The following is a 22,816-nucleotide window of genomic DNA, read 5'->3' as shown; positions in this document are numbered from 1 at the left end:
CATGTGACACTCAGGGACGATGTCGGAAAAAGTAGCAATTCTAGGCTTCCAGCCACCCTAGATCTCTGTAAAAGCTATTTGTCTTTTCCTTTGTTCCCGTCAACGTATTATTATATTGGTGAAGTAATAACTTCTTGAAATTTAAAAAGTTGTTTTGTTAAGAAATATCTTATATTGCGAACAATCATATCTCGTTTCAGTATGATAGTCAATAGTATTTTGTAATTTTTTTAATAATTCTATTTAGTCTGATTTTATGTATGCGTTTACAATGTTGACGTGCATTACACTTGGTTTTTTTATTAAAATTAGATTACAATCTGTTTTTTACTTGAAATCTGGATCAGTCTGTTTTAAGTAGTCTGAAACCATAAAACGTATCCAGCATTTTAAGATCAAAATGCGTGTCAAAAACATCGGGTTTCTTTCCAAGTTAGCTGAAGCCGTCCCCATGGAAAGCGGAGTGGTTGGACGGAGCGGAAGCTATGCACTATCATTCGTTCAAAAAAAGCTGATTTAACTAAAAAGCAAGCACAATAAAGAAGAACTTGATAACCCTGAAACAACAAGATATATATGCATATTCTTAGGTGCGATAGTTGAGTTTATTAAAAAACCTCAATCAGGTTTGATAACTTAATTGTGACAACCAGGAAAATTATATTCCTATTCACAAAAAAGTTTCTTACCCGATTGAGCTTAACATTCTTTTTATGATAGATCTACTTGTTAATCACGATTCAAGTAGTCTGTTACAGCACCGCCGGAAGAGCATCTTACATTATGTGCGTATTTGCCTAAAATACCTTTTTTATATAATTCTGGTGCTTTCCATGCTTTACGGCGCTCGTCCAATTCTTCATCGGAAAGATCGACAAAGATTTCTTTTGTGGACGAATCAATGGTAACACTGTCTCCTTCTTCCAGCAGCGCAATTGGTCCGCCGGATTGTGCTTCAGGCGAGATATGTCCTACGACTAAGCCATGTGTACCGCCCGAAAAACGTCCATCTGTCAGCAATGCTACAGATTCTCCCATTCCTTTTCCTACCAGAATACTGGAAATAGAGAGCATTTCCGGCATACCCGGAGCTCCTTTTGGACCTACGTAACGGATAATAAGTACATCGCCGTCTTTGATTTCATTATTCATAACGGCTTTTGTTGCTTCTGCTTCTGTATCAAATACACGCGCCGGACCTGTATGTCTTGTTACTTTCACACCAGATACCTTTGCTACTGCGCCTGTTGGGGAAAGATTCCCTTTTAACACGATCAACGGGCCATCTTCTCTTTTTGGCTCGTCTAAAGGCATGATTACTTTTTGCCCTTCTTTTAACGATGGAGCATCTTCTAAATTCTCTTTGAGTGTTTTTCCGGTTACTGTCATGCAATCTCCGTGAAGATAGCCATTTTCATAAAGCATTTTCATCACTGCTTGCACACCGCCTACATTGTGAAGGTCCTGGAATACAAATTGACCACTCGGCTTCAAGTCAGCTAAATGCGGAACTTTTGCCTGAAGACGGTTAAAGTCGTCAATAGTTAAGTCTACTTGTGCTGCGTGAGCAACAGCCAACAGGTGAAGAATAGCATTTGTAGACCCGCCCAATGCCATCACGACAGTAATTGCATTCTCAAAGGCTTCTTTGGTCATAATATCTTTCGGATAAATGCCCTTTTCCAATAATGTTCTGATCGCTTCTCCGGCAGCTTCCACATCTTTCAGCTTTTCTTGTGATTCAGCAGGGTTAGAAGAGCTTCCCGGCAAACTTAAGCCCATTGCTTCTGCCGCGGATGCCATTGTATTAGCTGTATACATGCCTCCGCATGCTCCTGCTCCCGGGCAGGCATGACATTCAATGCGGTTCAATTGCTTATCATCAATTTTCCCTGCATTATTTTGCCCGACACCCTCAAATACAGAAACAAGGTCAATATCTTTTCCATCCAAGTTTCCTGGCGCAATAGTACCGCCATATACAAAGATGGATGGAACTTCGGCATTAGCTATGGCAATCATACAGCCAGGAATATTTTTATCACAAGCACCGATTGCAACAAGCCCGTCCAAGTTCTCCGCACCGACAACGGATTCAATGGAATCAGCGATCAGATCTCTACTCGGTAGAGAGTAGCGCATTCCCTGCGTACCCATGGAGATCCCGTCGGATACCGTAATCGTGTTAAAAATTAACGGTACACCGTCAACCTTGCGTACTCCTTTTTTCGCAACTAATGCTAAGTCATTCAAATGTATATTACATGGCGTTACCTCTGCCCATGTGCTGGCCACACCGACCATCGGCTTTTTAAAATCTTCATCGGTAACACCGACTGCACGCAGCATTGCCCGGTTTGGAGCACGCATAGCACCGTCAAATGCTTTACTTTTTGTTCTTAAATCTTTCCCCATTTTTTACACCTTCCTTTTCGCACTATTATAGGTATAATTTTCGCATAGTTCAATTTATTTTTTGTTTTTTCTTTTTTAAAATTTCACAGAAACCGCTTCCTTTATTGAAATAACTCAGTTTTTATGGAGTCCTTTTTTCCGTCTGTATTCATTGTGCATACGTTGTTCTCTTGTTCAATATGTAACTTAATATTGACAATACAATGGATGTTGCTATATTGGTAAGAAATACTTTTCATTTGAATTCCCCTTTTTAAACGGATTTATGTTAAAATACCCGTATGTTAATAACAAAACACTATCTAAACATACGTCTTTAATTAATTCCAAACCTTTAAAACTTAGAAAAAACGAATTATTGTTTGCCAATAGATTGCATCGTTTTATGATAAGAATATAAATTAAGGTTTTTATGAAAAGTTACTATTTTATTAAATAATGCCATTTTGGGTATTTTTTATTTATATTCATTTGTTAAATTCAATTCAAAGGAGCTTTCAAATCATGCTAAAAGATCAGCACATTCTAAGAATACCTGGACCAAGTCCTATTCCTCCAAGTGTTCAACGCGCAATGAACCAAACAATGATCGGTCATCGCGGAAAAGAGACGAAAGAATTATTAGAACGGATTCTTCCAAAGCTAAAATCCGTATTTGGAACAAAACAGGATGTTATTCCTGTTGCCGGGAGTGGGACAGCAGGGTTAGAAATGGCTGTCAGCAATGCTGCACATCCAGGAGACGATGTGCTTGTCATCGTCAGTGGAGCATTTGGTGATCGTTTCGCAAAAATATGTGAAGCTTTTCAATTAAAACTGCATCGAATTGATGTCGAGTGGGGAGACACGATTGATCCTCAAATTGTTCAGGCTTATTTACAAGAGCACCCTGAGATCAAGGTAGTTTTTGCTACATATTGTGAGACTTCAACAGGTGTCTTAAATCCGATACAGCTTCTCGCCAAAACGGTACATGAGTCTTCTAATGCACTTTTCGTTGTCGATGGTGTATCCTGCCTTGGCGGTGTGGAAGCTAACATGGATGAGTGGGGCATAGACATTTATGTAACAGGTTCGCAAAAAGCATTTATGCTTCCGGCTGGTTTAATGTTTATTGCAGCAAGCGAACGCGCTTGGAAAGTGATTGAAGAAAATCCACAGCCACGATTTTATTTAGATATGCGCGTTTACCGGAAAAACTTAGAAAAAGTATCTACACCATATACGCCGGCCCTTTCTCTATTATTTGGATTGGAGCAAGTTCTGAACTTATTAGAAGAAGAAGGTTTGGATAATGTGTACCATCGCCATATCGTCATGCGTGACATGACAAGAGCTGCTTTTAAAGCATTGGATATTCCATTATTAACATCAGAAGAGGATGCTTCTCCAACCGTAACCGCTGTTCGTCCAGTTGACTTTGATGCCGAAGCGCTGCGTTCTGTTGTAAAAGAACAGTTCAACCTGACGTTAGCAGGTGGACAACAACATATGAAAGGGTCTGTTTTCCGAATTGGGCATATGGGATATTGCTCTCCTGCTGATGTATTACAGACGATCAGTTTAATCGAAATTGGACTTGTAAAAATTGGAAAAGCAATTCCGCTCGGTAAAGGCGTTCAAGCTGCTCAAGAAATTTATCTGCAACAGGAGGAAAAGTAACTCATGACATATCGTGTACTAATTAGTGACCCATTAAGTGACGAAGGAATTAAACCATTAAGAGAAATCGAGAATATTGAGATCGTTAAAAACCCAGGCTGGGATGAAGCTGTGCTTTTAGAAAATATCGACCAGTTCGATGCTTTATTAGTCCGCAGTCAAACGCAAGTAACACGCCCTTTACTGGAAAAAGCATCTCGCTTAAAAATAGTCGGTCGTGCTGGTGTGGGAGTAGATAACATTGACTTAGAAGCGGCAACAGAAAATGGAATTATTGTGGTAAATGCGCCAAATGGAAATACCAATTCCGCTGCAGAGCATACCATTGCAATGATTATGTCCTTATCCAGAAACATTCCTCAAGCCTTCCATGCTTTAAAGCAAAAGAAATGGGATCGCAAACGCTTTGTTGGTGTGGAATTAAAGCAGAAAACATTAGGCGTTGTGGGACTGGGAAGAATTGGAGCTGAAGTAGCAATGCGTGCTAAAGGTCAACGAATGAACGTTGTTGCTTATGATCCATTCCTAACCGATGAAAAAGCTGAGCAGATGGGGATAAAGAAAGGTACGTTAGAAGAAGTTCTCCAAGCAGGAGATTTTATCACTGTTCATACACCGCTATTGAAAGAAACAAAGCATTTAATTAATGCGGAGGCCTTTGAATTAATGAAAGATGGCGTACAAATTGTTAACTGTGCCCGTGGTGGTATTATTGATGAAGATGCTTTATATGACGCAATTGTTTCTGGAAAAGTTGCTGGTGCTGCATTGGATGTATTTGAACAAGAACCTTTTACAGAGCATAAATTACTTAGCTTACCAGAAGTTGTTGCAACACCACATTTAGGAGCAAGTACAATCGAAGCGCAGGAAATTGTAGCTATTGATGTCAGTCATGATGTGATTCGCTTTTTAGAGGGAAAAGCTGTTCGCCACCCAGTGAACATGCCTTCTATTCCAAGTGAAGCCATGCACCAAATCGAACCTTATTTTTATTTAGCTGAAAAACTGGGAACTTTCATTATCGATTTAGCAAACGAAGCCATCAATGACATTCGCATCACATATTCTGGCGAATTAAGCGACATCGAAACGGGACCTGTCACCCGTAATGCAGTGAAAGGAATTCTGAAACGTTTCCTTGGCAGCCGTGTCAATGATGTTAATGCATTATATTTAGCGGATCGTAAAGGGATTACTGTTAGTGAAAGTAAAACTTCCTCACAAAAAGGATTTACAAACTTGATTACGATAGAGGTAACCGGCCCTTCTGGAAGCAGAAAAGTTGCTGGAACACTACTAAATGGCTTAGGGCCACGTCTGGTCCGTGTAGATGGCTATCAAGTGGATGCTACCCCGGAAGGACATATGGTTGTTATTCAGCATATTGACCAGCCTGGTGTTATCGGCCGTATGGGGAGTGCTTTTGCAGAGCATCATATTAATATTGCGACCATGCAGGTAGATCGTTCGGATATAGGCGGGGACGCGATTATGCTCTTAACCATTGATCGGCATTTAGAAGACAAAGCACTATCAGAAATTGCATTATTAGACGAGATTAAATCTGTCACTGCAATCGACCTATAGTAATATGCGAAAAACCGTTTGAACGCAACTTTATGACAAGTTCGTTCAAACGGTTTTTTATGATAAATTTAAGATTGCAAAATATGCTTTAATTCTTTCAGTGTTTTAATTTCATAGCTTGGCTCAATAGTACTCTTATTTTCTGCGTTAAATCGATTTAACCAAACAGAGTCAATTCCCGTCTGATTTGCTCCGATAATATCTGTATTTAAATTATCCCCAACCATAATCGCATCCTCAGCGCGGATATTTAAAGTTTGCAAACAGTAGTTAAATATTTCCAGATCTGGTTTTCCCGTTCCTATATCTCCGGAAATAAATATTTTCTCAAAATAAGGGACTAATTCAGGTGAAATTTCTAATTTCAGATTTTGAAGGCTCGGTGCCCCATTGGTAAGCAATGCAAGCCGGTATCTCTTTCCAAGTTCTGCGAGAACAGAAAGTGCATCTTCAAATAAATAAGGGCTCTCGATTCGATACTCCCGAAAAGCCTTAGCGAGCTTTTTTGCGAGTTCTAGATTATCAACACCGGTATCTTTTAATCCCTCCAGCCAAGCTGTTTCCTGGTAGACTGGAGCAATTTCCCGAAGCTTGCGGAATTCCTCTCCTGGATCATCAAATGTTGCCCACAACCCTTCAAATGGATTGATTCCAATTTTTTGTGTATATGTATAAGTCGGATAAGAAGCATATAATTCTCTCGCCCTATGACGAACATTCTTTTCTAATACTTCCGGAGAAATCTCCTCCTCCTTTTCTGCAAGCTGACATGTTAACGTGAATGCATCCTGCACACTTTTTTTATCCCAAAGCAGCGTATCGTCCAGATCAAATAAAACCATTTTTTTCATTATTTATTTCCTCACTTTTCCATTTTAATCGTACCTGTAATCTTAATTTAATAAATTAATTTAAAATTTAGTCTTGATAAAATCTTTCATATGTCTTATGATATATAGAAATTTAATCAATGGCAAGGAGACTTTTGATATGGAAGAACAAACTATTCGCGTACAACGATGTGAGACAAAAAAAGAAAAGCCACAGGATGATCAATTAAGTTTTGGGAAAGTTTTCACAGATCATATGTTTGTGATGGATTATTCAGAACCGTTAGGGTGGCATAATGCGAGCATTGTACCATATCAACCACTACAAATTGAACCTTCTGCAATGGTATTCCACTATGCACAGTCTGTTTTTGAAGGTTTAAAAGCCTATCGTACGGATAATGGAAGCATTGAGTTATTTCGTCCAGAGAAAAACATGGAACGTTTAAACAGATCTAATGATCGTTTGTGTATCCCTCCGATTGACGAAGAATTTGCTTTAAAAGCAATTAAACAACTGGTTTCAATTGAACGTGATTGGGTCCCTCATACAGAAGGTACATCGCTATACATTCGCCCATTTATTATTTCTACAGAAACGTACATTGGCGTATCAGCTTCTACCAACTACAAATTTATCGTGATTTTATCACCAGTGGGTGCTTATTATAAAGAAGGTATTAACCCGGTTAAAATTGCCGTAGAAAATGAATATGTCCGTACTGTCAAAGGCGGTATGGGAGAAGCAAAAACTGGAGGCAACTATGCTGCAAGCTTAAAAGCACAGGAAATGGTTGCAAAAACTGGTTATACGCAAGTACTTTGGTTGGACGGCGTTGAAAAGAAATACATTGAAGAAGTGGGAAGTATGAATGTCTTCTTCAAAATCAATGGCCAAGTAATTACACCAAAACTAAATGGCAGCATTCTTTCCGGCATTACACGATCCAGTGTCATTGAATTGTTAAATCATTGGGGAATCCCGGTAATTGAAAAACGTATTTCTATCGAAGAATTGTATGAAGCTTATCAGAACGGAGAACTAGAAGAAGCATTCGGTTCTGGTACAGCGGCAGTTATTTCTCCGATCGGTGAATTGAAATGGGAAGATAAGCAAATGATCATCAACGACGGAGAAACAGGTGAGATTTCGAAAAAAGTCTATGATACGATTACAGGTATCCAATATGGCCATATTGAAGATCCATTTAACTGGATGCAAAATATTGAAAAAGAAAGTCCAGTAAAACATTAATCATTAAAAACCAAGCCAGGTATCCGGGCTTGGTTTTTTTATTCATGTCAGAAGGTATTCGTTTAGTAAAAGAAACTCATTTTCGCTTTATAATAATTTATTTCCTGCAGACTGCCACAATTGATACCATTCTTCTCTTGTCAACGTAATATCCGCTGCTTTTACCATTTCGGACAGACGTTTCGGTGTCATGGTGCCAATAATTGTTTGAATCGCAGCTGGATGACGTAAAATCCACGCGATCGCAATTGTTTCACGTGCTACGCCATATTTTTCGCCAAGTTCATCTAATTTTCGATTTAATTCCGGATAAGCATCCCGGTCCATAATAAATCCACCAAAGAAACCATAACGGAGCGGTGACCAGGCTTGAATCGTCATATTGTTCATCTGACTATAATCAATAACACCGCCATCTAAATCTTTTGCTTGATCAAATGCCGTATTTGCATATAAGCCTTGATCAATCATACCAGAGTTCGTAACACTTAATTGCAATTGGTTGGCTACTAGGTCCTGTTCAACATATTTTTTCAGTAATTCAATTTGGCGCGGGCGGAAATTACTTACTCCGAAATGTCGAACTTTCCCGCTTTTTTCCAGCTCAGAAAAAGCTTCTGCCACTTCTTCCGGTTCCATCAATGCATCCGGACGGTGAATCAAAAATACATCTAAGTAGTCTGTTTTCAAACGCTTCAAACTGTTCTCAACAGATGAAATTAAATATTCTTTGGAAGAATCATAAAATCCATTGCGGATCCCTGCTTTTGACTGAATAATCATCTTTTCACGGATTGATGGATTCATATCAATGGCCTCTGCAAATACCGATTCGGATTCTCCTTTTCCATAAATATCCGCATGGTCAAAGAAGTCAACGTCATGCTCCAATGCGTTATGAATTACTTTATTCGCATCTTCTTTCGAGCTCTGCTGCATGACCATACATCCTAAAGAAATAATGGGCACTGATAATTCACTGTTACCTAATTGGATACGTTTCATAATCATTCCCTCCCTTTCACACATTTTATCACAAGCTTCGACACCTCCGATAATAATCCGCGTTTATTTTCTGTTTTTCTTATATACTCAGCTTTTGCGCTTGAGAATAAGCATATATATTTTGCTGTTTCAGGATTATCGTATTCTTCATTATTGTGCTTGCTTTTTAGTTAAATCAGCTTTTTTTGAACGAATGATAGTGTATAGCTTCCGCTCCGTCCAACCACTCCGCCGCAGCGGCATTTTACACTACACCTTCTATTTTGTTATCGAAGGAACAATCAACTCCTATTTCTATAGAAATGAAGTTTCTTTTTAATACGTGAAAATTAAGTTATATCAAAAATAAGAAAACCCTGTAGAAAAAAAGGAATTTCTCTCTACAGGATTTTCTATTTAGAACATTAGAGCGGGTAATTTTTTAAGCTGAAAGTCAGGTTATTTTTTCTGATTCGCTATGCTGCCCTCAGCCATTTGAATCATTCGTTTAACCATCTCACCACCGACTGCACCATTTTCACGGGCAGTTGTATCAGCTCCTAAATTCACATGCATTTCATCAGCGATTTCCTCTTTCATCTGATTTACTGCACGTTCTGCTTGCGGTACTAACAACGCATTTCTTCGTTTGTCAGCCACCAGAGACCCTCCTCTTTTATTCAAAAGCAAGTCTAATACTTGCTCGCTATTATCTTGTGCAAAAGGTTATAAACTATACAAGAAGTTTTAGCATAAGTACTGGAAACCGCACATATGTATATCAAGGTGATTAAAAAAAAGCTGAAAGAATTTTTAAGGAGGAACACTTGATGTTAAAAGCAGATTACCGTATGAATATTAACCTGCCTCAATCCGATGTATGGAATTATTTAGAAGATTGGTCGAATTGGGCGAAGCAGGTGCCCGGGTATCAAACACATAGGAACGTTTCTGCAACGGACTCGATTTGGGAACTTCATGGAAAAGCAGGCACAATCACGAAGGACCTGAAGCTATATGTTAAAATCATAGAAATAACCTCCCCATCCACTGTTCAATTCCGGGTGCGTGATTCTGAAAACCGATGTTTAGGAAGTGGCTGTTTTGAGCTTTCCGGGCTTTCTTCCCGTTCCTCCACATTGACTTGTTTATTAGAACTTGAATTAAAAGGATTGACTGGAAAAATGAGTGCTCCTCTGATCGGCTCTCTTTTGCCGACTTTGTTAGAAAAATTTGTCCAACGGATGGTTAAGCCTCTCACAGAAGCAGACTCTGTCGCTTTACCGCTTTAAAGGTGTGCTGTTTACTCTTATTCCCAACAGTGATACATTAATATAGGTTTAAAAAGATGTTCAAAAGGATCCTAATGATAGCAGTGGAATCATGACGTTCTTGCTTCTAATTTAAGAGCGGATATTACATGACTTATTTTATTACAAACTGCGGAAACTATTTTGAACACCTGCTTTAATTATCATTGTCGGGAAAGGAACATTACGCACATGGTCAATACAAAACAATCAAATGTATTTAAAGAATATGCCTATATTATTATTGGAGCAACGATTGTCGGTTTAGCCTATAATATTTTCTTTCTGCCAGCACGATTAGCCGCTGGAGGTTTGTCCGGAATCAGTACCATTTTGTATGAACTCTACACGATCAACCCAGCTCTTAGTCAATTTATTATTAATATACCTATTTTTATTATCGGATGGATCGCTTTAGGTAAGGATTTTAGTGTAAAAACACTGGTCGGAACTTTTTGGGTTCCCTTCGTCATTTTCCTGTCTACGGATATTCCTATTACGGTGACTAACCCATTTTTGAGTGCCCTTTATGGAGGTCTCATTCTTGGAGCAGGGTTAGGAATTGTTTACAAAGGAAATGGCTCTACTGGAGGTACAGCAGCTATTGCCCAAATTGTGAAGAAATTCACCGGTATTTCCAGTGGTTACTCACAATTTATCGTAGATGGGCTCGTCGTGATCACTTCCATTTTTGTATTCAGCCTTGAATTGACACTATTTGCATTAATGGCAATCTATATCAGCGGTAAAGCAATCGATATTGTTCAATTACGTACTTCTGCAACAAAACTGGTGATGATTATTACCGATGAGGAAGAAAAAGTTCAACAACTTATCCAGGACGGGATTGACCGCGGACTGACTAAAATCCGGTCTGTCGGCGGCTATACGAAAATGGATAAGACCATGATACTCGTTGTGGCCGAACAAACAGAAGCAGTAAAACTAAAAAAATTATTGCAGGAAGAAACGCCGGAAGCTTTCACTATATTTATCAGTGCTTCCGAAATTCTTGGGAGAGGCTTCTCGCTTGATAAGTATTATGGGCAGAAATTTTAAAGCAGTGACAGAAAGAGCCGGAATATATCGGACACCCCGAATATTCCGGCTCTTTTCTATTTTATTAAATTAGATATTCCGGCTTAACCCGGGAGCAAATTCATAACGTTTTGATAAGCAAAGCCTCTAACCTGTTCTTCCGAATAATGTTTTTGTAACTCATTCAATAAATACGCATAGCCGGATGTATCCGGAATATTATCAATATGACAGCTTATCCCGTCAAAATCCGATCCAAAGCCGATATTCTTTTCTCCGCCAAGTGCACAAACATGATCAATATGTTCACATAGATCAGCAACTGTTGCTGCTTGTGCTCCTTTTTTTAAGAAAACAGGATAGAGTGCGAAATGAATAGGCGCTTTCTTATCGATTAAGGCTTTCAATTGATCATCGTATAAATTTCTCGGATGATCACAAATGGCTCGCACGTTCGAATGGGAGGCTATTGGATAATCCGCCAGCTCCATCACATCCCAGAAGGCGTTGACAGAAAGATGAGATACATCCGTCAAAACTTCATTGGCATTATTCAATTGGACCACTTCCCTGCCCAGCTTGGTCAGTCCGGCTGCCCGCGGCTCTTCAGCACCATCTGCACATAAATTGGCAGGATTCCATGTCAGCCCAAAGGATTTCACTCCCATCTGATAAAGTGTCTGAAGCTTTTCCAAGTCATTGCCAATGGGCTCTGCCCCTTCTAACGTTAATACCGCACCAATTTCATCCGGAGCAAGTCTGTGAATATCTTTCCAGTTTTGAATAAACTTTACCTTCTCATTCTTTTCTACAATTTCTTCATGAAAGATAGCAGCTTGATCTTGCGCATGTTTCCATTGGTCTGTTGTTGTTACTTTTTCCGGATTCACAAAAATGGCAAAGAACTGTACACCTACATTTCCCGCTTCCAGCCGCTTCAGATTCGTTTCTATCTCCGGTGCATCCCGAAAATCAAGCTTTCTTTTTTCGAAACGGGCTGCCTGTAATTTAAGCAGCGCATCACAATGTGTGTCGATTACTTTCATTCTTTTCCCTCACTTAAAACGATTAATTATTATACTCTTTTTGTCTTAACTCCACACGGCGAATTTTCCCGGAAGCTGTCTTTGGCAATTCTGAAACAAACTCAATCTTACGTGGATATTTATACGGTGCAATTTCATGCTTCACATAACTTTGCAGCATTTCGACCACTTCATCGTTTCCAATAACATTATCTTGTAAAATCACAAATGCCTTCACTACATTTCCCCGTACAGGATCTGGGCTGGCGACCACTGCACATTCTTTGACATCAGGATGCTTTACGAGCGTATCCTCCACTTCAAAAGGTCCAATCGTATAACCGGAGCTGATAATAATATCATCACTTCTGCCTTCAAACCAAAAATAGCCGTCTTCATCCATACTTGCCTGATCCCCGGTAACATAATAAGTCCCGCGATGTGTTTTTACTGTTCTTTCTTCGTCTTTATAGTATCCTTTAAATAAGGAAGGCGTATCGAGCGGAATCGCAATATCTCCTACTTCACCGGGTTCTGTTAACTCCCCGTTTTCGTCAATAACAACAACATCGTTCCCCGGAGTCGGTTTGCCCATTGCTCCCGGACGAACATCCACGCCCTTTAAGAAACCCAATAGTAATGTATTTTCTGTCTGTCCGTAGCCGTCCCGGACTGTCACATCAAAATGATGTCTGAATTTATCAATGACTTCACGGTTCAAAGGCTCTCCGGCAGAAACAGCACTATGCAAAGCATCTAAATGATAATCATCCAAGTTAGAGAGCTTTGCCATTAAGCGGTACTCTGTCGGCGTACAGCAAAGCACATTAACCTGATGTTTTTCCAGCAGTTCCAAATATTTCGATGCATCAAACCTGCCTTCATAGACTAACGCCGTTGCTCCTGTTCCCATAATCGATAAAAATGGACTCCATACCCATTTTTGCCATCCAGGTGCAGCAGTCGCCCAAACCGTATCCCCATCTTCAATACTGAGCCAATAGCGCGGTGCTGTAGACATATGTGTAAAACCCCAGCCGTGCGTGTGAATAACAGCCTTTGGATTGCCTGTTGTTCCAGATGTATAAGATAAAAATGCAATATCATCTCTGGATGTTTCTAACGTCTCTAACTGATCAGAAGCTTGTTCTTTTGCTTTGTCAATGGATACCCAGCCTTCTATCTCTGTTCCGATACTGAACTTGGTCAGTTGTTCATATTCAACAACCTTTTTAAACTCTTCCACGCATGCTTCTGTAGCAACAACCGCATTAATTTCCCCGTGTGAGATACGGAATTGCAAATCTTTTGTACGCAGCATTTCTGAACTTGGAATAATAATAATTCCTGCTTTTAAAGCAGCAATATATAATTCGTACGCTTCAATACAGCGCGGCAGCATAATCATGATTTTGTCTCCGCTTTTCAAACCATGATTTAACAAGATGTTACCAACCTTATTTGCATTCCTGATCAGATCGGTATAAGTTACTTCTTTTGTATCTCCATTTTGTTCTTCTAAAATGATCGCTTTTCTTCCCTCATCTGTTGCATATTTTTCAAATTCAGAAGTAATATTATACAACTCCGGTGCAATTAAATCTGACTTTTCCATCGAATTCCTCCTCATATTAGTACCTCGTACTATATGTTAGTGATTATATCAAGAAATTAGAATAACTTCAAAAGGATTTAAATTTTCAGATATAGTAATATGTATATGCTTGTCTTGCTGTTTTTTTGCCTGTAATATTTATCGCAATATAATTGGCTGATTGGTTTAACTAACCATGCAGGAAGCAAAACCTCAGTCCCGTTCTCCGAGGATGAAAAATCGCTAAAAATGAAGTTTCACTATATGGTTTAACAAATAATAGTGTATGATAATAATCAAAGGGGAATAGTAACAGGAAGGAGTGTTGCTAATGTCAGCATTTAATGAAAAAGATTTCGATAAAGCATATAATGAGGAAACCAAAAAAATTAATAAACAGCTGGATAAAGATATTATTTTTGCAATGATCGGCGATATTAATACCGGAAAATCATCTACTATTAATCAGCTCATCGGGGATGATGTTGCCAAGGTCGGTGCCCGTCCGGGAGAAACAGTCGGCATTGATAAATATATTTATCGCGACAAAATTATTTTTGCAGACACGCCTGGGCTTGATGATATTAATCATACAAATTCGGAAGAAACCTTCCACTTTTACCGCCAGGCAGATGTCATTTTATTTTTCCTGAATGCAGCTGGCACGGTTTTTTCAGAAGGAGAAAGAAAATCATTTGAAACCATCAAAAAAGAAAATAAAAAGATTGTGTTTGTTTTAAATAAAATTGATGCAGCTGATGATATTCCGGCGCTTGTTCACTATGTGAAGCAGCATACATCAAACAGGTATCCTGTAATTCCGATCTCTTCCAGAACCGGCGAAAATATTGATAGATTACGAAGTGAGATCTTAGAAATCCTGAAAAAAAAAGAAAAGGAAATTCAATTTGCAAGGCTGATTAAGGAAAAATCTTCGACAGCGAACAAATGGATTTTAGCAGCCTCCGGATCAGCAACCGCTGTGGGGGCGACACCTTTGCCTGGCTCTGACTTTATTCCGTTAACCGGAATCCAAGTTGGACTCATGGTTAAGCTGGCAACATTATATGAAAAACCGTTATCCAAAAAGAAAGCGAAAGAACTGACGATTGCCACCATTACCGGCAATATCGGCAGAACTATTTTTCGTCAGGTATCTAAATTTGTTCCCGGCGCAGGTTCTGTTATTGGCGGCAGTGTAGCAGGGGGAATGACGCTGGCGATGGGCTATGCTGTGAAATATGCTTATGAAAATAATATTGAATTGACGGCAGAAACATTGAAGTCGCTGTATAGCTATTTCTATAAAAAAGAGAAACAGGAGCAGGAAGAAGAGAAGGAATAAAAGAGATATTTATTCAGCCAAGGTTTTACCTCTGGCTGCGGAATGATAATTCTATCTTGATTGGAGCATTTTTATGACTGAAAGACTTAAAAATTATTTTGGGGCTGTCATCGTGGTCATCCTATTTATACCAATCATCTTGTTTATTGACGCTATACCAACCGTCAGTGTCTTTATTTCATTTGGGTTCAGTGTGATTTTATGTGTTGTCCTTTTTGAATTTAAATTATTGTATAAAAAGAATAAAGCAAAAGAAGAGGAAGAAAACGATTGAAGGCTGACCAGCCAGGCGATCGTTTCCTTCTCTTTTTACACGTTAGGACAGTCTAAGAAAAACTCGTATTCACTTAAAGACGAGTGAATACGAGTTTTTCTAATAACTGAATAGTTACTGTTTAAATTCATCCTTTAATATAGAATATATCTTTGCATCCTCCTGTTTTCCCTTACGCTGCATGGATTTCCTTAACGTTCCTTCATAAGTCATTCCCAATTTTTCCATTAATTTGTAAGAAGCAATATTATCGGGATGGCACCTCGCATAAATCCGTTCTAATTTTAATGTCTCAAATCCAAAACAAAGAACAGCCCTTGCCGCTTCTGTCCCGATTCCTTTGTGCCAATAGTCGAGGGATAGGGCATAGGCCAGTTCAGCAGAATATTGTTTTGGCTTCCACCCCAGATCCATGGTTCCTATCACGCTGTTATTCTCCTTCCAGACAATTGCCCAGGCTCCCCCTGTTCCTTTTTGATACTGGTTAATTAACAAGTCGATAAATGCTTCTGAATCCTTTATGGTTTTATGGTGCTCCCACATCAAAAACGTTGTCAGTTCCGGATTGGAAGCATAGCTGTAGACGTCCTGCAAATCTTCTTTCTTCATCTCTCTTAAAAGCAGCCGCTCCGTTTCTAATACGGGAAATGGATTAAATGGACTCTCTTGCATTGCTTCTCCTCCTCTTTTATGTGAAAATTAACATAATTATACACAAAAGCATTCATATTTCCAAGTACTTCCTTACACAAAATTAGAATTCGATTAGAGGAGGTTTTTCAATGTCCTATACAAAGATAAACAGGAAGCTGACCAGATGTCCGGTCAGCTTCCTGTAGTAAGGATTCAAATCCGCTGCTTATGCATCTCTTTCCCATCATAGCTGTACAGTGTTTCTTTCCCTTCAATAACGGTTTCCATATGGACAGTCCTTCCCCACAACTGATAAATATAAGGCAGGACATGCTCCAAATATTTAATATCCAGCTCAATTCCTTCAAAACCGTGCTGGAGATACAGCTCACCATTACGCAGATAATCGCCGTTTTCCACCGTAATATACGGAAAACCGCCATTTACACGCTGGGTAACAAGCTGATCACGAATTTGCAAGTAGTCTTTCTCTGTAATCCGATAATCTCTTCCTTTCTTCTCAAAAAGATACATATCCTCTTTTGCAACTAATTCCTTTGTTAAATAGTTGCGGATAAAAGAAATATCCGATTCCATTTCTCTTACTTCAAAAATTTTATCTCTCCCTTTATTGGGTTCACACCCGTTCCGTATCATTTCTTCGGTTGGGTTATTATAACGTTCTTCTATATCTTCAAAAATTTTTATTCCTAAGTAATATGGGTTAATAGAGGTCCGCGATGGCTGCACGACGCCAGCATTTAATTTTGCATACTCCAATGTTTCGGAGGAGGTTAAATCCAGCTCACGCATAATCCGCTGATGCCAATAAGAGGCCCATCCTTCATTCATTACCTTCGTCTCTAATTGCGGCCAAAAATACAGCATTTCCTCGCGCATCATTGTTAATACATCCCGCTGCCAGTCCTCCAGCTCTCTACTGTATTCTTCAATAAATAATAATAAATCCTTTTCTGGAGAAGGAGGTATTTTCTTTTGTCTCTTTGGTTTTCTCGTCTGCGAACGTTTCTCCCGTTGATCTAAACTCCATAGATCATCATATTCTCCGCGTTTCTTATAACTTTCCTCCTCTTCCACATCTTCCGCTGCTTTCTCTGGTAGGTTAAACCGGACAATGGAGGGGTCAATATGCTCCTGAATCGATAAAATGGCATCTAAAAAGCTCTCTACCTCTTCTTTGCCATACACCATTTCATAGTGGGCTATCCGCTCCGCTGTTGCTGTCATACTTTCCACCATGTCTTTACGTGTGTTCGCAAAACGAATATTATTTTTAAAGAAATCACAATGTGCCAAAACATGGGCAATAATCAACTTATTTTGAATCAGACTATTTGTATTTAACAAAAAAGCATAACAAGGATCGGAATTAATGACCAGTTCATATATTTGACTCAAGCCTAAATCATATTGCAGTTTCATCTTATGAAATTGCTTCCCAAAACTCCAGTGAGTAAAACGTGTAGGCATACCATAAGCACCAAATGTATAAATAATATCCGCTGGACATACCTCATAGCGCATCGGATAAAAATCCAGACCAAACCCTTTAGCTACCTCTGTGATTTCCTCGATAGCTCTTGTTAATTCCTTTGTTTCGCTCAAGTAGATTCCTCCTTTAATCAACTGCAAGTACGTGTTCAAAAACTAGCCAACGTACAGATTCACCATCTTATCCTTTGGTGCGTTTTTGATCATCCTCTACAATTAGTCTATGTCGCCTGGACGAATTCTTGACCCAATGTTGCCAAGTAAATACGGCCGCCAGGTTCATAAGCAGCTGTATTAAATTTGATTAACCTGACAACATAGAATCTTTTCCTCCCTATAAAAACAGCTCAAAGATTTGTATTCTTATTTCTTTGAGCTGTTATTTTTATTTTCTATACACGTTCTGCTGTCTTTTGAAAAAAGCTTTTCATCGCATGATAAACATCTGCTTTTTCTTTTAATACATAATGCTTAAACTTCGGATGTTCAATTGTTTTATAGGCATTCATTAACGTGGAATAACGATTATAGCCATTTACTTCCCCATAACCAAACATATTTGATTTTTCCATCAGCTGGTGGACTAATTCAATGCATGTCTTGTTATCCGAGCTAATATTCTCTCCGTCTGAAAAATGAAAAGGATAAATATTATAGCGGGACGGATTATATTTTTCTTCAATGACTTCTAAAGCTTTATAGTAAGCAGATGAACAAATCGTTCCTCCACTCTCTCCTTTTGAGAAAAAGGACTCTTCTGTTACCACTTTCGCCTCTGTATGATGCGCAATAAATTCAAATTCAACACTTTCATATTTGGTTTTCAAAAATCGATTCATCCAGAAGAAGAAACTGCGGGCAATATACTTTTCAAACGCGCCCATCGATGCACTTGTGTCCATCATCGCCAGGACAACCGCTTTGGAATCATGACGAATGACTTCATTCCATGTTTTGAAGCGTAAATCATCATTATAAATCGGTGTGATTTGTGCCTTTCCTTCCCGGGCATTCCGTTTTAATGCTGTTAATATCGTCCGTTTCTTATCTACATTTCCCATTAATCCTTTTTTACGTACATCATTAAATTCGACTTTTTCTGTAATAATCTCTGATTTTTCTTTTTCTTGTAAATTCGGAAGCTCCAGTTCCCGGAATAATGCCTCTTCTATCTCTGCAATGGATACTTCTGATTCATAATAATCCTGACCCGGCTTATCTCCAGCTTTTTTCCCATTTCCGCCCTGTTGTCCGTCGCCACTGCCAGGCGCGCGTGCAACCACGTCTCCTACCTCTGAATCTCCGTTTCCTTGCCCGACATGCTTTGATTTTTCATAGTTATATCTGATTTTATATTCATCCAGTGAACGAATTGGAATTTTCACCATATCCTTTCCATTGGACATGATGATATTTTCTTCACTGACAAGGTCAGGCAGGTTCTTCTTAATCGCATCTTTAATTTTCTCATTATGACGTTGTTGATCCTGATAGCCTTTTCGGTGGAGAGACCAGTTTTCTTGGGAGACGACGAAATTATGCTCTTGCTCATTGGACACTTGAATCCTCTCCTTATATCTTAATTGTTTCCAATCATCAGTTTATCGCAATGAAACCCGGAATCAGTTATAAAGATGAAAGCACCCTTAACTGACTGAAGTTTCACTTTATTGTACAAACAGTTTTAGAAACATGCTTTATCTATTGTATGCAAGAGGGAACAGGTTATTGCAAACGGATTTAAAGAAATTGAGGTTTTCAGGAAAGCCCTTTCACGAATGAAGATAAAACGAAAAGTGGCATCCGGATTCATATGGATACCACTTTTCATTTTTTCTAAGATGGATCAAACAAGAGATTGCTTTATCGGTTTAATAAACTGCCAACATAACGCAAAAGTTCATTTGCAGACACAGAATTATAGCCATGCTCATCAATCAGGCGGGCAATTACCTCGTTAATTTTCTTCAGCTGCGATTCATTCGGCGTTTTTGAAGACGTTGTAATTTTAACCACATCTTTTAAATCCGCAAATAATTTCTTTTGAATCGCTTCACGCAGACGCTCATGCGATTGATAATCAAATCGTTTCCCTTTACGTGCATAAGCAGATAAACGAATTAAAATTTCTTCCCGGAAGCCTTTTTTCGCATTTTCCGAAATGCCAATCTGTTCCTCAATCGAACGCATCAGCTTTTCATCCGGATTCATTTCCTCTCCAGTCAGCGGATCACGCAATTTATTCTGATTACAATAGGCTTCCACATTATCCAGATAGTTATCCATTAAGGTTTTCGCGGATTCTTCATAAGAATAAACAAACGCTTTCTGTACTTCTTTTTTCGCAATCTCATCATATTCTTTCCGGGCAATCGAAATATAATTTAAATATTTCTCCAAGTCATCCTTAGAAATCGATGGATGCTGATTTAATCCTTCTTTTAACGAACGCAATACATCCAACGCATTGATGGAAGGAACTTCTTTACGGATAATCGTTGAGGAAATCCGGTTGATCACATACCTTGGATCGATTCCCGCCATCCCTTCATCCGTGTACTCATTTAAAAGATCTTCTACATCAATTTGATTATATCCTTCTACACTTTCTCCATCATAAAGGCGCATTTTTTTAACAACATCTACAGTCTGTTTTTTCGATTCTTTTAATCGTGTCAAAATAGAGAATATCGCAGCTGCCCGCAAAGCATGCGGAGCCACATGCACGTCGGCAATATCACTTTCCTGGATCATTTTTTTATAAATTCGTTCCTCTTCACTGACCTTCAAATTATAAGGAATCGGCATCACAATCATCCTGGAATGAAGTGCTTCATTCTTTTTATTGGAAATAAATGATTTATACTCTGATTCGTTCGTGTGAGCAATTATAAGCTCATCGGCGCTTATAAGCGCAAATCTTCCCGCTTTAAAATTCCCTTCCTGCGTCAGTGAAAGCAGATGCCATAAGAATTTTTCATCACTTTTCAAAATCTCCTGGAACTCCATCATTCCACGGTTAGCTTTATTTAATTCGCCGTCAAAGCGATAAGCGCGCGGATCAGATTCGGAGCCAAATTCGGCAATCGTGGAAAAATCAATACTTCCCGTTAAATCAGCAATATCCTGTGATTTTGGATCGGAAGGACTAAACGTCCCAATCCCTACCCTTTTATCTTCCGAGAAAAAGATTCGCTGTACTTTGACATCTTCAATCCTGCCGCCATATTCTTTTTCTAAACGCATGGTATTCAATGGAGATAAGCTTCCTTCAATTCGAATACCATATTCTTCATAGAAGTCTTCACGCAAGTGTTGTGGTATGAGGTGTAGGGGGTCTTCATGCATTGGACAGTTCTTGATCGCATACACAGCCCCTTCGTCTGTACGTGAATATTGCTCCAATCCGCGCTTCAGCAAGCTGACAATAGTAGATTTACCTCCGCTGACTGGCCCCATTAATAGTAAAATACGTTTTCTCACGTCTAATCTTCTTGCTGCTGGATGAAAATACTCTTCTACTAAACTTTCAATAGCTGATTCCAGCCCGAAAATAGCTGACCCAAAAAACTGATACATTTTTCGATTATCTTTCTCTTTAACCCCCGCACTCTTAATCATATTATATACACGAGAATGAGCAGTCTGTGCGATTGTCGGGTTCTCTTTTACGAGCTCTAAGTATTCCGCAAATGTTCCTTCCCATCCTAGCTGCTTTTCTGCTTCTCTATCGTTTTTTACTTTATTTAAAATATCCATCGCAGGCTCCCTCCATCTTGCAACGATTTCTATATCCTATGCAGTAGAAAGTTAAAACATGCTCTATGGAATTTTTTTGAAGTAAAAATAAAGCGTGTCTGTTTAAAGACATCAAAAGAAGTTACGATGAGATGACAAATCAATCATGAGAAAAAACATGGTAAGTTATCATGTTTTCATTCAAGTACTATGTCATTGTATGTATCAAAATCATATCGTTCTCCATAAATAATCGAATACTGGGTATTCCCACGTTCAACGATCCAAACCATCACTTCTCTTTCATCTGTTTGGGCCGTAACAACATATAAATCCTGATCATTCGATAATCCAATCGATTCGATGTAATCGTCCTTTAACTCCCTATCGCGAATAAGTGTAATATTCATCATTTTCACTCCATACATAGCCCGGACATCTTCTGCTAGTTCATTCGTTAATTCATCTATCGAATGAGCTTCTATATATTCTTCTGAAAAATAAGAAGCTACATTCTCCTCCTCTTCCATAAGCGCAGCCTCATACATATCATTCACTATCCGGGCACTGCTCGGACTTAAACAGCCTGCCAAGAACAAAGGAATGCATATTACAATAAGTAATAATAAGCGTTTCATACAATTAACTCCCCATCTATAATCTAACTTGATTGTAAGCGATTTAAATACGTTTGTGAAGAATAACAAATTTACTTTCCTAAAGATCAGCAGTTGAATCTGACAAGCAGTTCCATCATAATAGAAAAGGATGATAAAGGAGAAATGAGGGATTAGATGGTAACAGATAGAAGTATTATATTTTTCGATATCGATGGAACCCTGTTGACTGAAGAAGAAAGAACACTTCCGGAATCTGCGAAAAAGGCGATTTTTAAATTAAAAGAACTTGGCCATGAAGTTGCAATCTCCACAGGCCGCGCTAAATTTTTATTTGAAGATTTACGAAAAGAATTAGGAATTGACACTTACATATGCTACAACGGACAATATGTTGTATTCCGTGGAGAAGTGATTTTTGCAAATACATTAAATCAAGAATCCTTGAATAAATTAACAACATTTGCTTTAAATAAAAATCATCCAGTTGTTTATATGAATGATAAAAAGATGACCACCAATGTACCAAATGATCATCCATATATAGAGGAAAGTATTTCAACATTAAAGTTAGGTGTTTTCCCGACACAAGAGCAGGATTTTGAAAAGTACAATGAAATCTACCAGGGGCTTCTCTTTAACACAGAAGGTGAAGATGAGATTTACCGGGAAACCTTTTCGGAATTCGATTTTATCCGCTGGCATCCTAAATCTTTAGACATCCTTCCAAAAGGAATCTCTAAAGCAATTGGTATCAAAAAGCTGCTCGAATATCTTGATTTTCCTGCAGAAAGACAGTACGCATTCGGCGATGCATTAAATGATATCGAAATGCTTCAATTAGTTCCTAACGGGGTTGCTATGGGAAATGCATTACCTGAAGTAAAGGACGTCGCCGCATTTGTCACCAAAGACGTAAATGATGATGGTATTTTGTACGGATTACAACATCTAGGACTACTGCCGGAAGAATAAGCGTGTGATTAAACGCTTC

19 protein-coding genes are annotated in these 22,816 nt (G+C 38.8%); 8 read left to right on the top strand and 11 right to left on the bottom strand.

The window, feature by feature from the left end; genetic code table 11:
* Nucleotides 1–729: 729 nt before the first annotated feature.
* Nucleotides 730–2,415, bottom strand: a complete 1,686-nt coding sequence (gene ilvD, locus BN986_RS06040) for a dihydroxy-acid dehydratase (protein ID WP_040978743.1) — start codon at nt 2,413–2,415, stop codon at nt 730–732.
* A gap of 504 nt (nt 2,416–2,919) precedes the next feature.
* Between ilvD and BN986_RS06035 the strand changes: the two genes are divergently transcribed.
* Both BN986_RS06035 and serA read left to right on the top strand, forming a co-directional pair.
* Nucleotides 2,920–4,077, top strand: coding sequence for a pyridoxal-phosphate-dependent aminotransferase family protein (locus tag BN986_RS06035; RefSeq protein WP_040978742.1), 1,158 nt, complete (start codon nt 2,920–2,922; stop codon nt 4,075–4,077).
* Between the two features lie 3 nt (nt 4,078–4,080).
* Nucleotides 4,081–5,667: a phosphoglycerate dehydrogenase gene (serA, locus tag BN986_RS06030; protein ID WP_040978741.1), complete on the top strand. Its 1,587-nt coding sequence runs from the start codon at nt 4,081–4,083 to the stop codon at nt 5,665–5,667.
* Between the two features lie 68 nt (nt 5,668–5,735).
* On the opposite strand, the gene BN986_RS06025 is transcribed toward serA, so the two are convergent.
* Nucleotides 5,736–6,518 (bottom strand): HAD family hydrolase, encoded by a 783-nt coding sequence (locus BN986_RS06025; RefSeq protein WP_040978740.1) that lies wholly within the window; start codon nt 6,516–6,518, stop codon nt 5,736–5,738.
* A gap of 139 nt (nt 6,519–6,657) precedes the next feature.
* Between BN986_RS06025 and BN986_RS06020 the strand changes: the two genes are divergently transcribed.
* Nucleotides 6,658–7,752, top strand: coding sequence for a branched-chain amino acid aminotransferase (locus BN986_RS06020; RefSeq protein WP_040978739.1), 1,095 nt, complete (start codon nt 6,658–6,660; stop codon nt 7,750–7,752).
* Between the two features lie 87 nt (nt 7,753–7,839).
* On the opposite strand, the gene BN986_RS06015 is transcribed toward BN986_RS06020, so the two are convergent.
* Both BN986_RS06015 and BN986_RS06010 read right to left on the bottom strand, forming a co-directional pair.
* Nucleotides 7,840–8,757, bottom strand: coding sequence for an aldo/keto reductase (locus tag BN986_RS06015; RefSeq protein ID WP_040978738.1), 918 nt, complete (start codon nt 8,755–8,757; stop codon nt 7,840–7,842).
* Between the two features lie 438 nt (nt 8,758–9,195).
* On the bottom strand, nt 9,196–9,396 hold the full coding sequence (locus BN986_RS06010) for an alpha/beta-type small acid-soluble spore protein (RefSeq protein ID WP_040978737.1): 201 nt from the start codon (nt 9,394–9,396) through the stop codon (nt 9,196–9,198).
* A gap of 170 nt (nt 9,397–9,566) precedes the next feature.
* On the opposite strand from BN986_RS06010, the gene BN986_RS06005 reads away from it, so the two are divergent.
* Complete coding sequence (locus BN986_RS06005; RefSeq protein ID WP_040978736.1) at nt 9,567–10,028, top strand: SRPBCC family protein; 462 nt, start codon at nt 9,567–9,569, stop codon at nt 10,026–10,028.
* 210 nt (nt 10,029–10,238) lie between these two features.
* Nucleotides 10,239–11,105 (top strand): YitT family protein, encoded by an 867-nt coding sequence (locus BN986_RS06000; RefSeq protein WP_040978735.1) that lies wholly within the window; start codon nt 10,239–10,241, stop codon nt 11,103–11,105.
* A gap of 83 nt (nt 11,106–11,188) precedes the next feature.
* On the opposite strand, the gene BN986_RS05995 is transcribed toward BN986_RS06000, so the two are convergent.
* Both BN986_RS05995 and mbcS read right to left on the bottom strand, forming a co-directional pair.
* Nucleotides 11,189–12,130: a dipeptidase gene (locus BN986_RS05995; protein ID WP_040978734.1), complete on the bottom strand. Its 942-nt coding sequence runs from the start codon at nt 12,128–12,130 to the stop codon at nt 11,189–11,191.
* Nucleotides 12,131–12,152: 22 nt separating this feature from the next.
* Nucleotides 12,153–13,724 (bottom strand): acyl-CoA synthetase MbcS, encoded by a 1,572-nt coding sequence (gene mbcS, locus BN986_RS05990; RefSeq protein ID WP_040978733.1) that lies wholly within the window; start codon nt 13,722–13,724, stop codon nt 12,153–12,155.
* Nucleotides 13,725–14,034: 310 nt separating this feature from the next.
* Between mbcS and BN986_RS05985 the strand changes: the two genes are divergently transcribed.
* Both BN986_RS05985 and BN986_RS05980 read left to right on the top strand, forming a co-directional pair.
* Nucleotides 14,035–15,048: a YcjF family protein gene (locus tag BN986_RS05985; protein WP_040978732.1), complete on the top strand. Its 1,014-nt coding sequence runs from the start codon at nt 14,035–14,037 to the stop codon at nt 15,046–15,048.
* Between the two features lie 73 nt (nt 15,049–15,121).
* Entirely contained in the window at nt 15,122–15,322 is a 201-nt protein-coding gene (locus BN986_RS05980) for a hypothetical protein (RefSeq protein WP_040978731.1), read from the top strand.
* 114 nt (nt 15,323–15,436) lie between these two features.
* Here the strand turns inward: BN986_RS05980 and BN986_RS05975 are convergent, their stop codons facing one another.
* The 5 genes from BN986_RS05975 to BN986_RS05955 all read right to left on the bottom strand — a co-directional run bounded on the left by BN986_RS05975 (nt 15,437) and on the right by BN986_RS05955 (nt 21,843).
* Nucleotides 15,437–15,994, bottom strand: a complete 558-nt coding sequence (locus BN986_RS05975) for a GNAT family N-acetyltransferase (RefSeq protein WP_040978730.1) — start codon at nt 15,992–15,994, stop codon at nt 15,437–15,439.
* Between the two features lie 174 nt (nt 15,995–16,168).
* Nucleotides 16,169–17,587 (bottom strand): SpoVR family protein, encoded by a 1,419-nt coding sequence (locus BN986_RS05970; RefSeq protein WP_040979236.1) that lies wholly within the window; start codon nt 17,585–17,587, stop codon nt 16,169–16,171.
* A 272-nt stretch (nt 17,588–17,859) separates the two neighbouring features.
* Complete coding sequence (gene yhbH, locus BN986_RS05965) at nt 17,860–19,026, bottom strand: sporulation protein YhbH (RefSeq protein WP_040978729.1); 1,167 nt, start codon at nt 19,024–19,026, stop codon at nt 17,860–17,862.
* A 304-nt stretch (nt 19,027–19,330) separates the two neighbouring features.
* Nucleotides 19,331–21,226 carry a PrkA family serine protein kinase gene (locus BN986_RS05960; protein WP_040978728.1) on the bottom strand — a complete coding sequence of 632 codons (1,896 nt, stop codon included), beginning with the start codon at nt 21,224–21,226 and terminating at the stop codon, nt 19,331–19,333.
* Nucleotides 21,227–21,402: 176 nt separating this feature from the next.
* Nucleotides 21,403–21,843 (bottom strand): hypothetical protein, encoded by a 441-nt coding sequence (locus BN986_RS05955; protein WP_040978727.1) that lies wholly within the window; start codon nt 21,841–21,843, stop codon nt 21,403–21,405.
* A gap of 156 nt (nt 21,844–21,999) precedes the next feature.
* On the opposite strand from BN986_RS05955, the gene BN986_RS05950 reads away from it, so the two are divergent.
* Nucleotides 22,000–22,797: a Cof-type HAD-IIB family hydrolase gene (locus BN986_RS05950; protein ID WP_040978726.1), complete on the top strand. Its 798-nt coding sequence runs from the start codon at nt 22,000–22,002 to the stop codon at nt 22,795–22,797.
* Nucleotides 22,798–22,816 lie beyond the last annotated feature (19 nt).

The organism is Oceanobacillus jeddahensis (genome assembly GCF_000750635.1).
Lineage (GTDB): Bacteria > Bacillota > Bacilli > Bacillales > Amphibacillaceae > Oceanobacillus > Oceanobacillus jeddahense.
The sequence above is the reverse complement of the archived record's forward strand: the minus strand, read 5'-3'. Positions and strand labels throughout refer to the sequence as shown.

What these genes read in the sequence shown, in the direction of transcription:
- BN986_RS06005 (WP_040978736.1), top strand. Translation starts at nt 9,567, where the DNA reads ATGTTAAAAGCAGATTACCGTATGAATATTAACCTGCCTCAATCCGAT.
- serA (WP_040978741.1), top strand. Translation starts at nt 4,081, where the DNA reads ATGACATATCGTGTACTAATTAGTGACCCATTAAGTGACGAAGGAATT.
- BN986_RS06025 (WP_040978740.1), bottom strand. Translation starts at nt 6,518, where the DNA reads ATGAAAAAAATGGTTTTATTTGATCTGGACGATACGCTGCTTTGGGAT.
- ilvD (WP_040978743.1), bottom strand. Translation starts at nt 2,415, where the DNA reads ATGGGGAAAGATTTAAGAACAAAAAGTAAAGCATTTGACGGTGCTATG.
- BN986_RS06000 (WP_040978735.1), top strand. Translation starts at nt 10,239, where the DNA reads ATGGTCAATACAAAACAATCAAATGTATTTAAAGAATATGCCTATATT.
- BN986_RS05975 (WP_040978730.1), bottom strand. Translation starts at nt 15,994, where the DNA reads ATGCAAGAGAGTCCATTTAATCCATTTCCCGTATTAGAAACGGAGCGG.
- BN986_RS05955 (WP_040978727.1), bottom strand. Translation starts at nt 21,843, where the DNA reads ATGAAACGCTTATTATTACTTATTGTAATATGCATTCCTTTGTTCTTG.
- BN986_RS05960 (WP_040978728.1), bottom strand. Translation starts at nt 21,226, where the DNA reads ATGGATATTTTAAATAAAGTAAAAAACGATAGAGAAGCAGAAAAGCAG.
- BN986_RS05950 (WP_040978726.1), top strand. Translation starts at nt 22,000, where the DNA reads ATGGTAACAGATAGAAGTATTATATTTTTCGATATCGATGGAACCCTG.
- mbcS (WP_040978733.1), bottom strand. Translation starts at nt 13,724, where the DNA reads ATGGAAAAGTCAGATTTAATTGCACCGGAGTTGTATAATATTACTTCT.
- BN986_RS05980 (WP_040978731.1), top strand. Translation starts at nt 15,122, where the DNA reads ATGACTGAAAGACTTAAAAATTATTTTGGGGCTGTCATCGTGGTCATC.
- BN986_RS06015 (WP_040978738.1), bottom strand. Translation starts at nt 8,757, where the DNA reads ATGAAACGTATCCAATTAGGTAACAGTGAATTATCAGTGCCCATTATT.
- BN986_RS05995 (WP_040978734.1), bottom strand. Translation starts at nt 12,130, where the DNA reads ATGAAAGTAATCGACACACATTGTGATGCGCTGCTTAAATTACAGGCA.
- BN986_RS06020 (WP_040978739.1), top strand. Translation starts at nt 6,658, where the DNA reads ATGGAAGAACAAACTATTCGCGTACAACGATGTGAGACAAAAAAAGAA.
- BN986_RS05985 (WP_040978732.1), top strand. Translation starts at nt 14,035, where the DNA reads ATGTCAGCATTTAATGAAAAAGATTTCGATAAAGCATATAATGAGGAA.
- BN986_RS06035 (WP_040978742.1), top strand. Translation starts at nt 2,920, where the DNA reads ATGCTAAAAGATCAGCACATTCTAAGAATACCTGGACCAAGTCCTATT.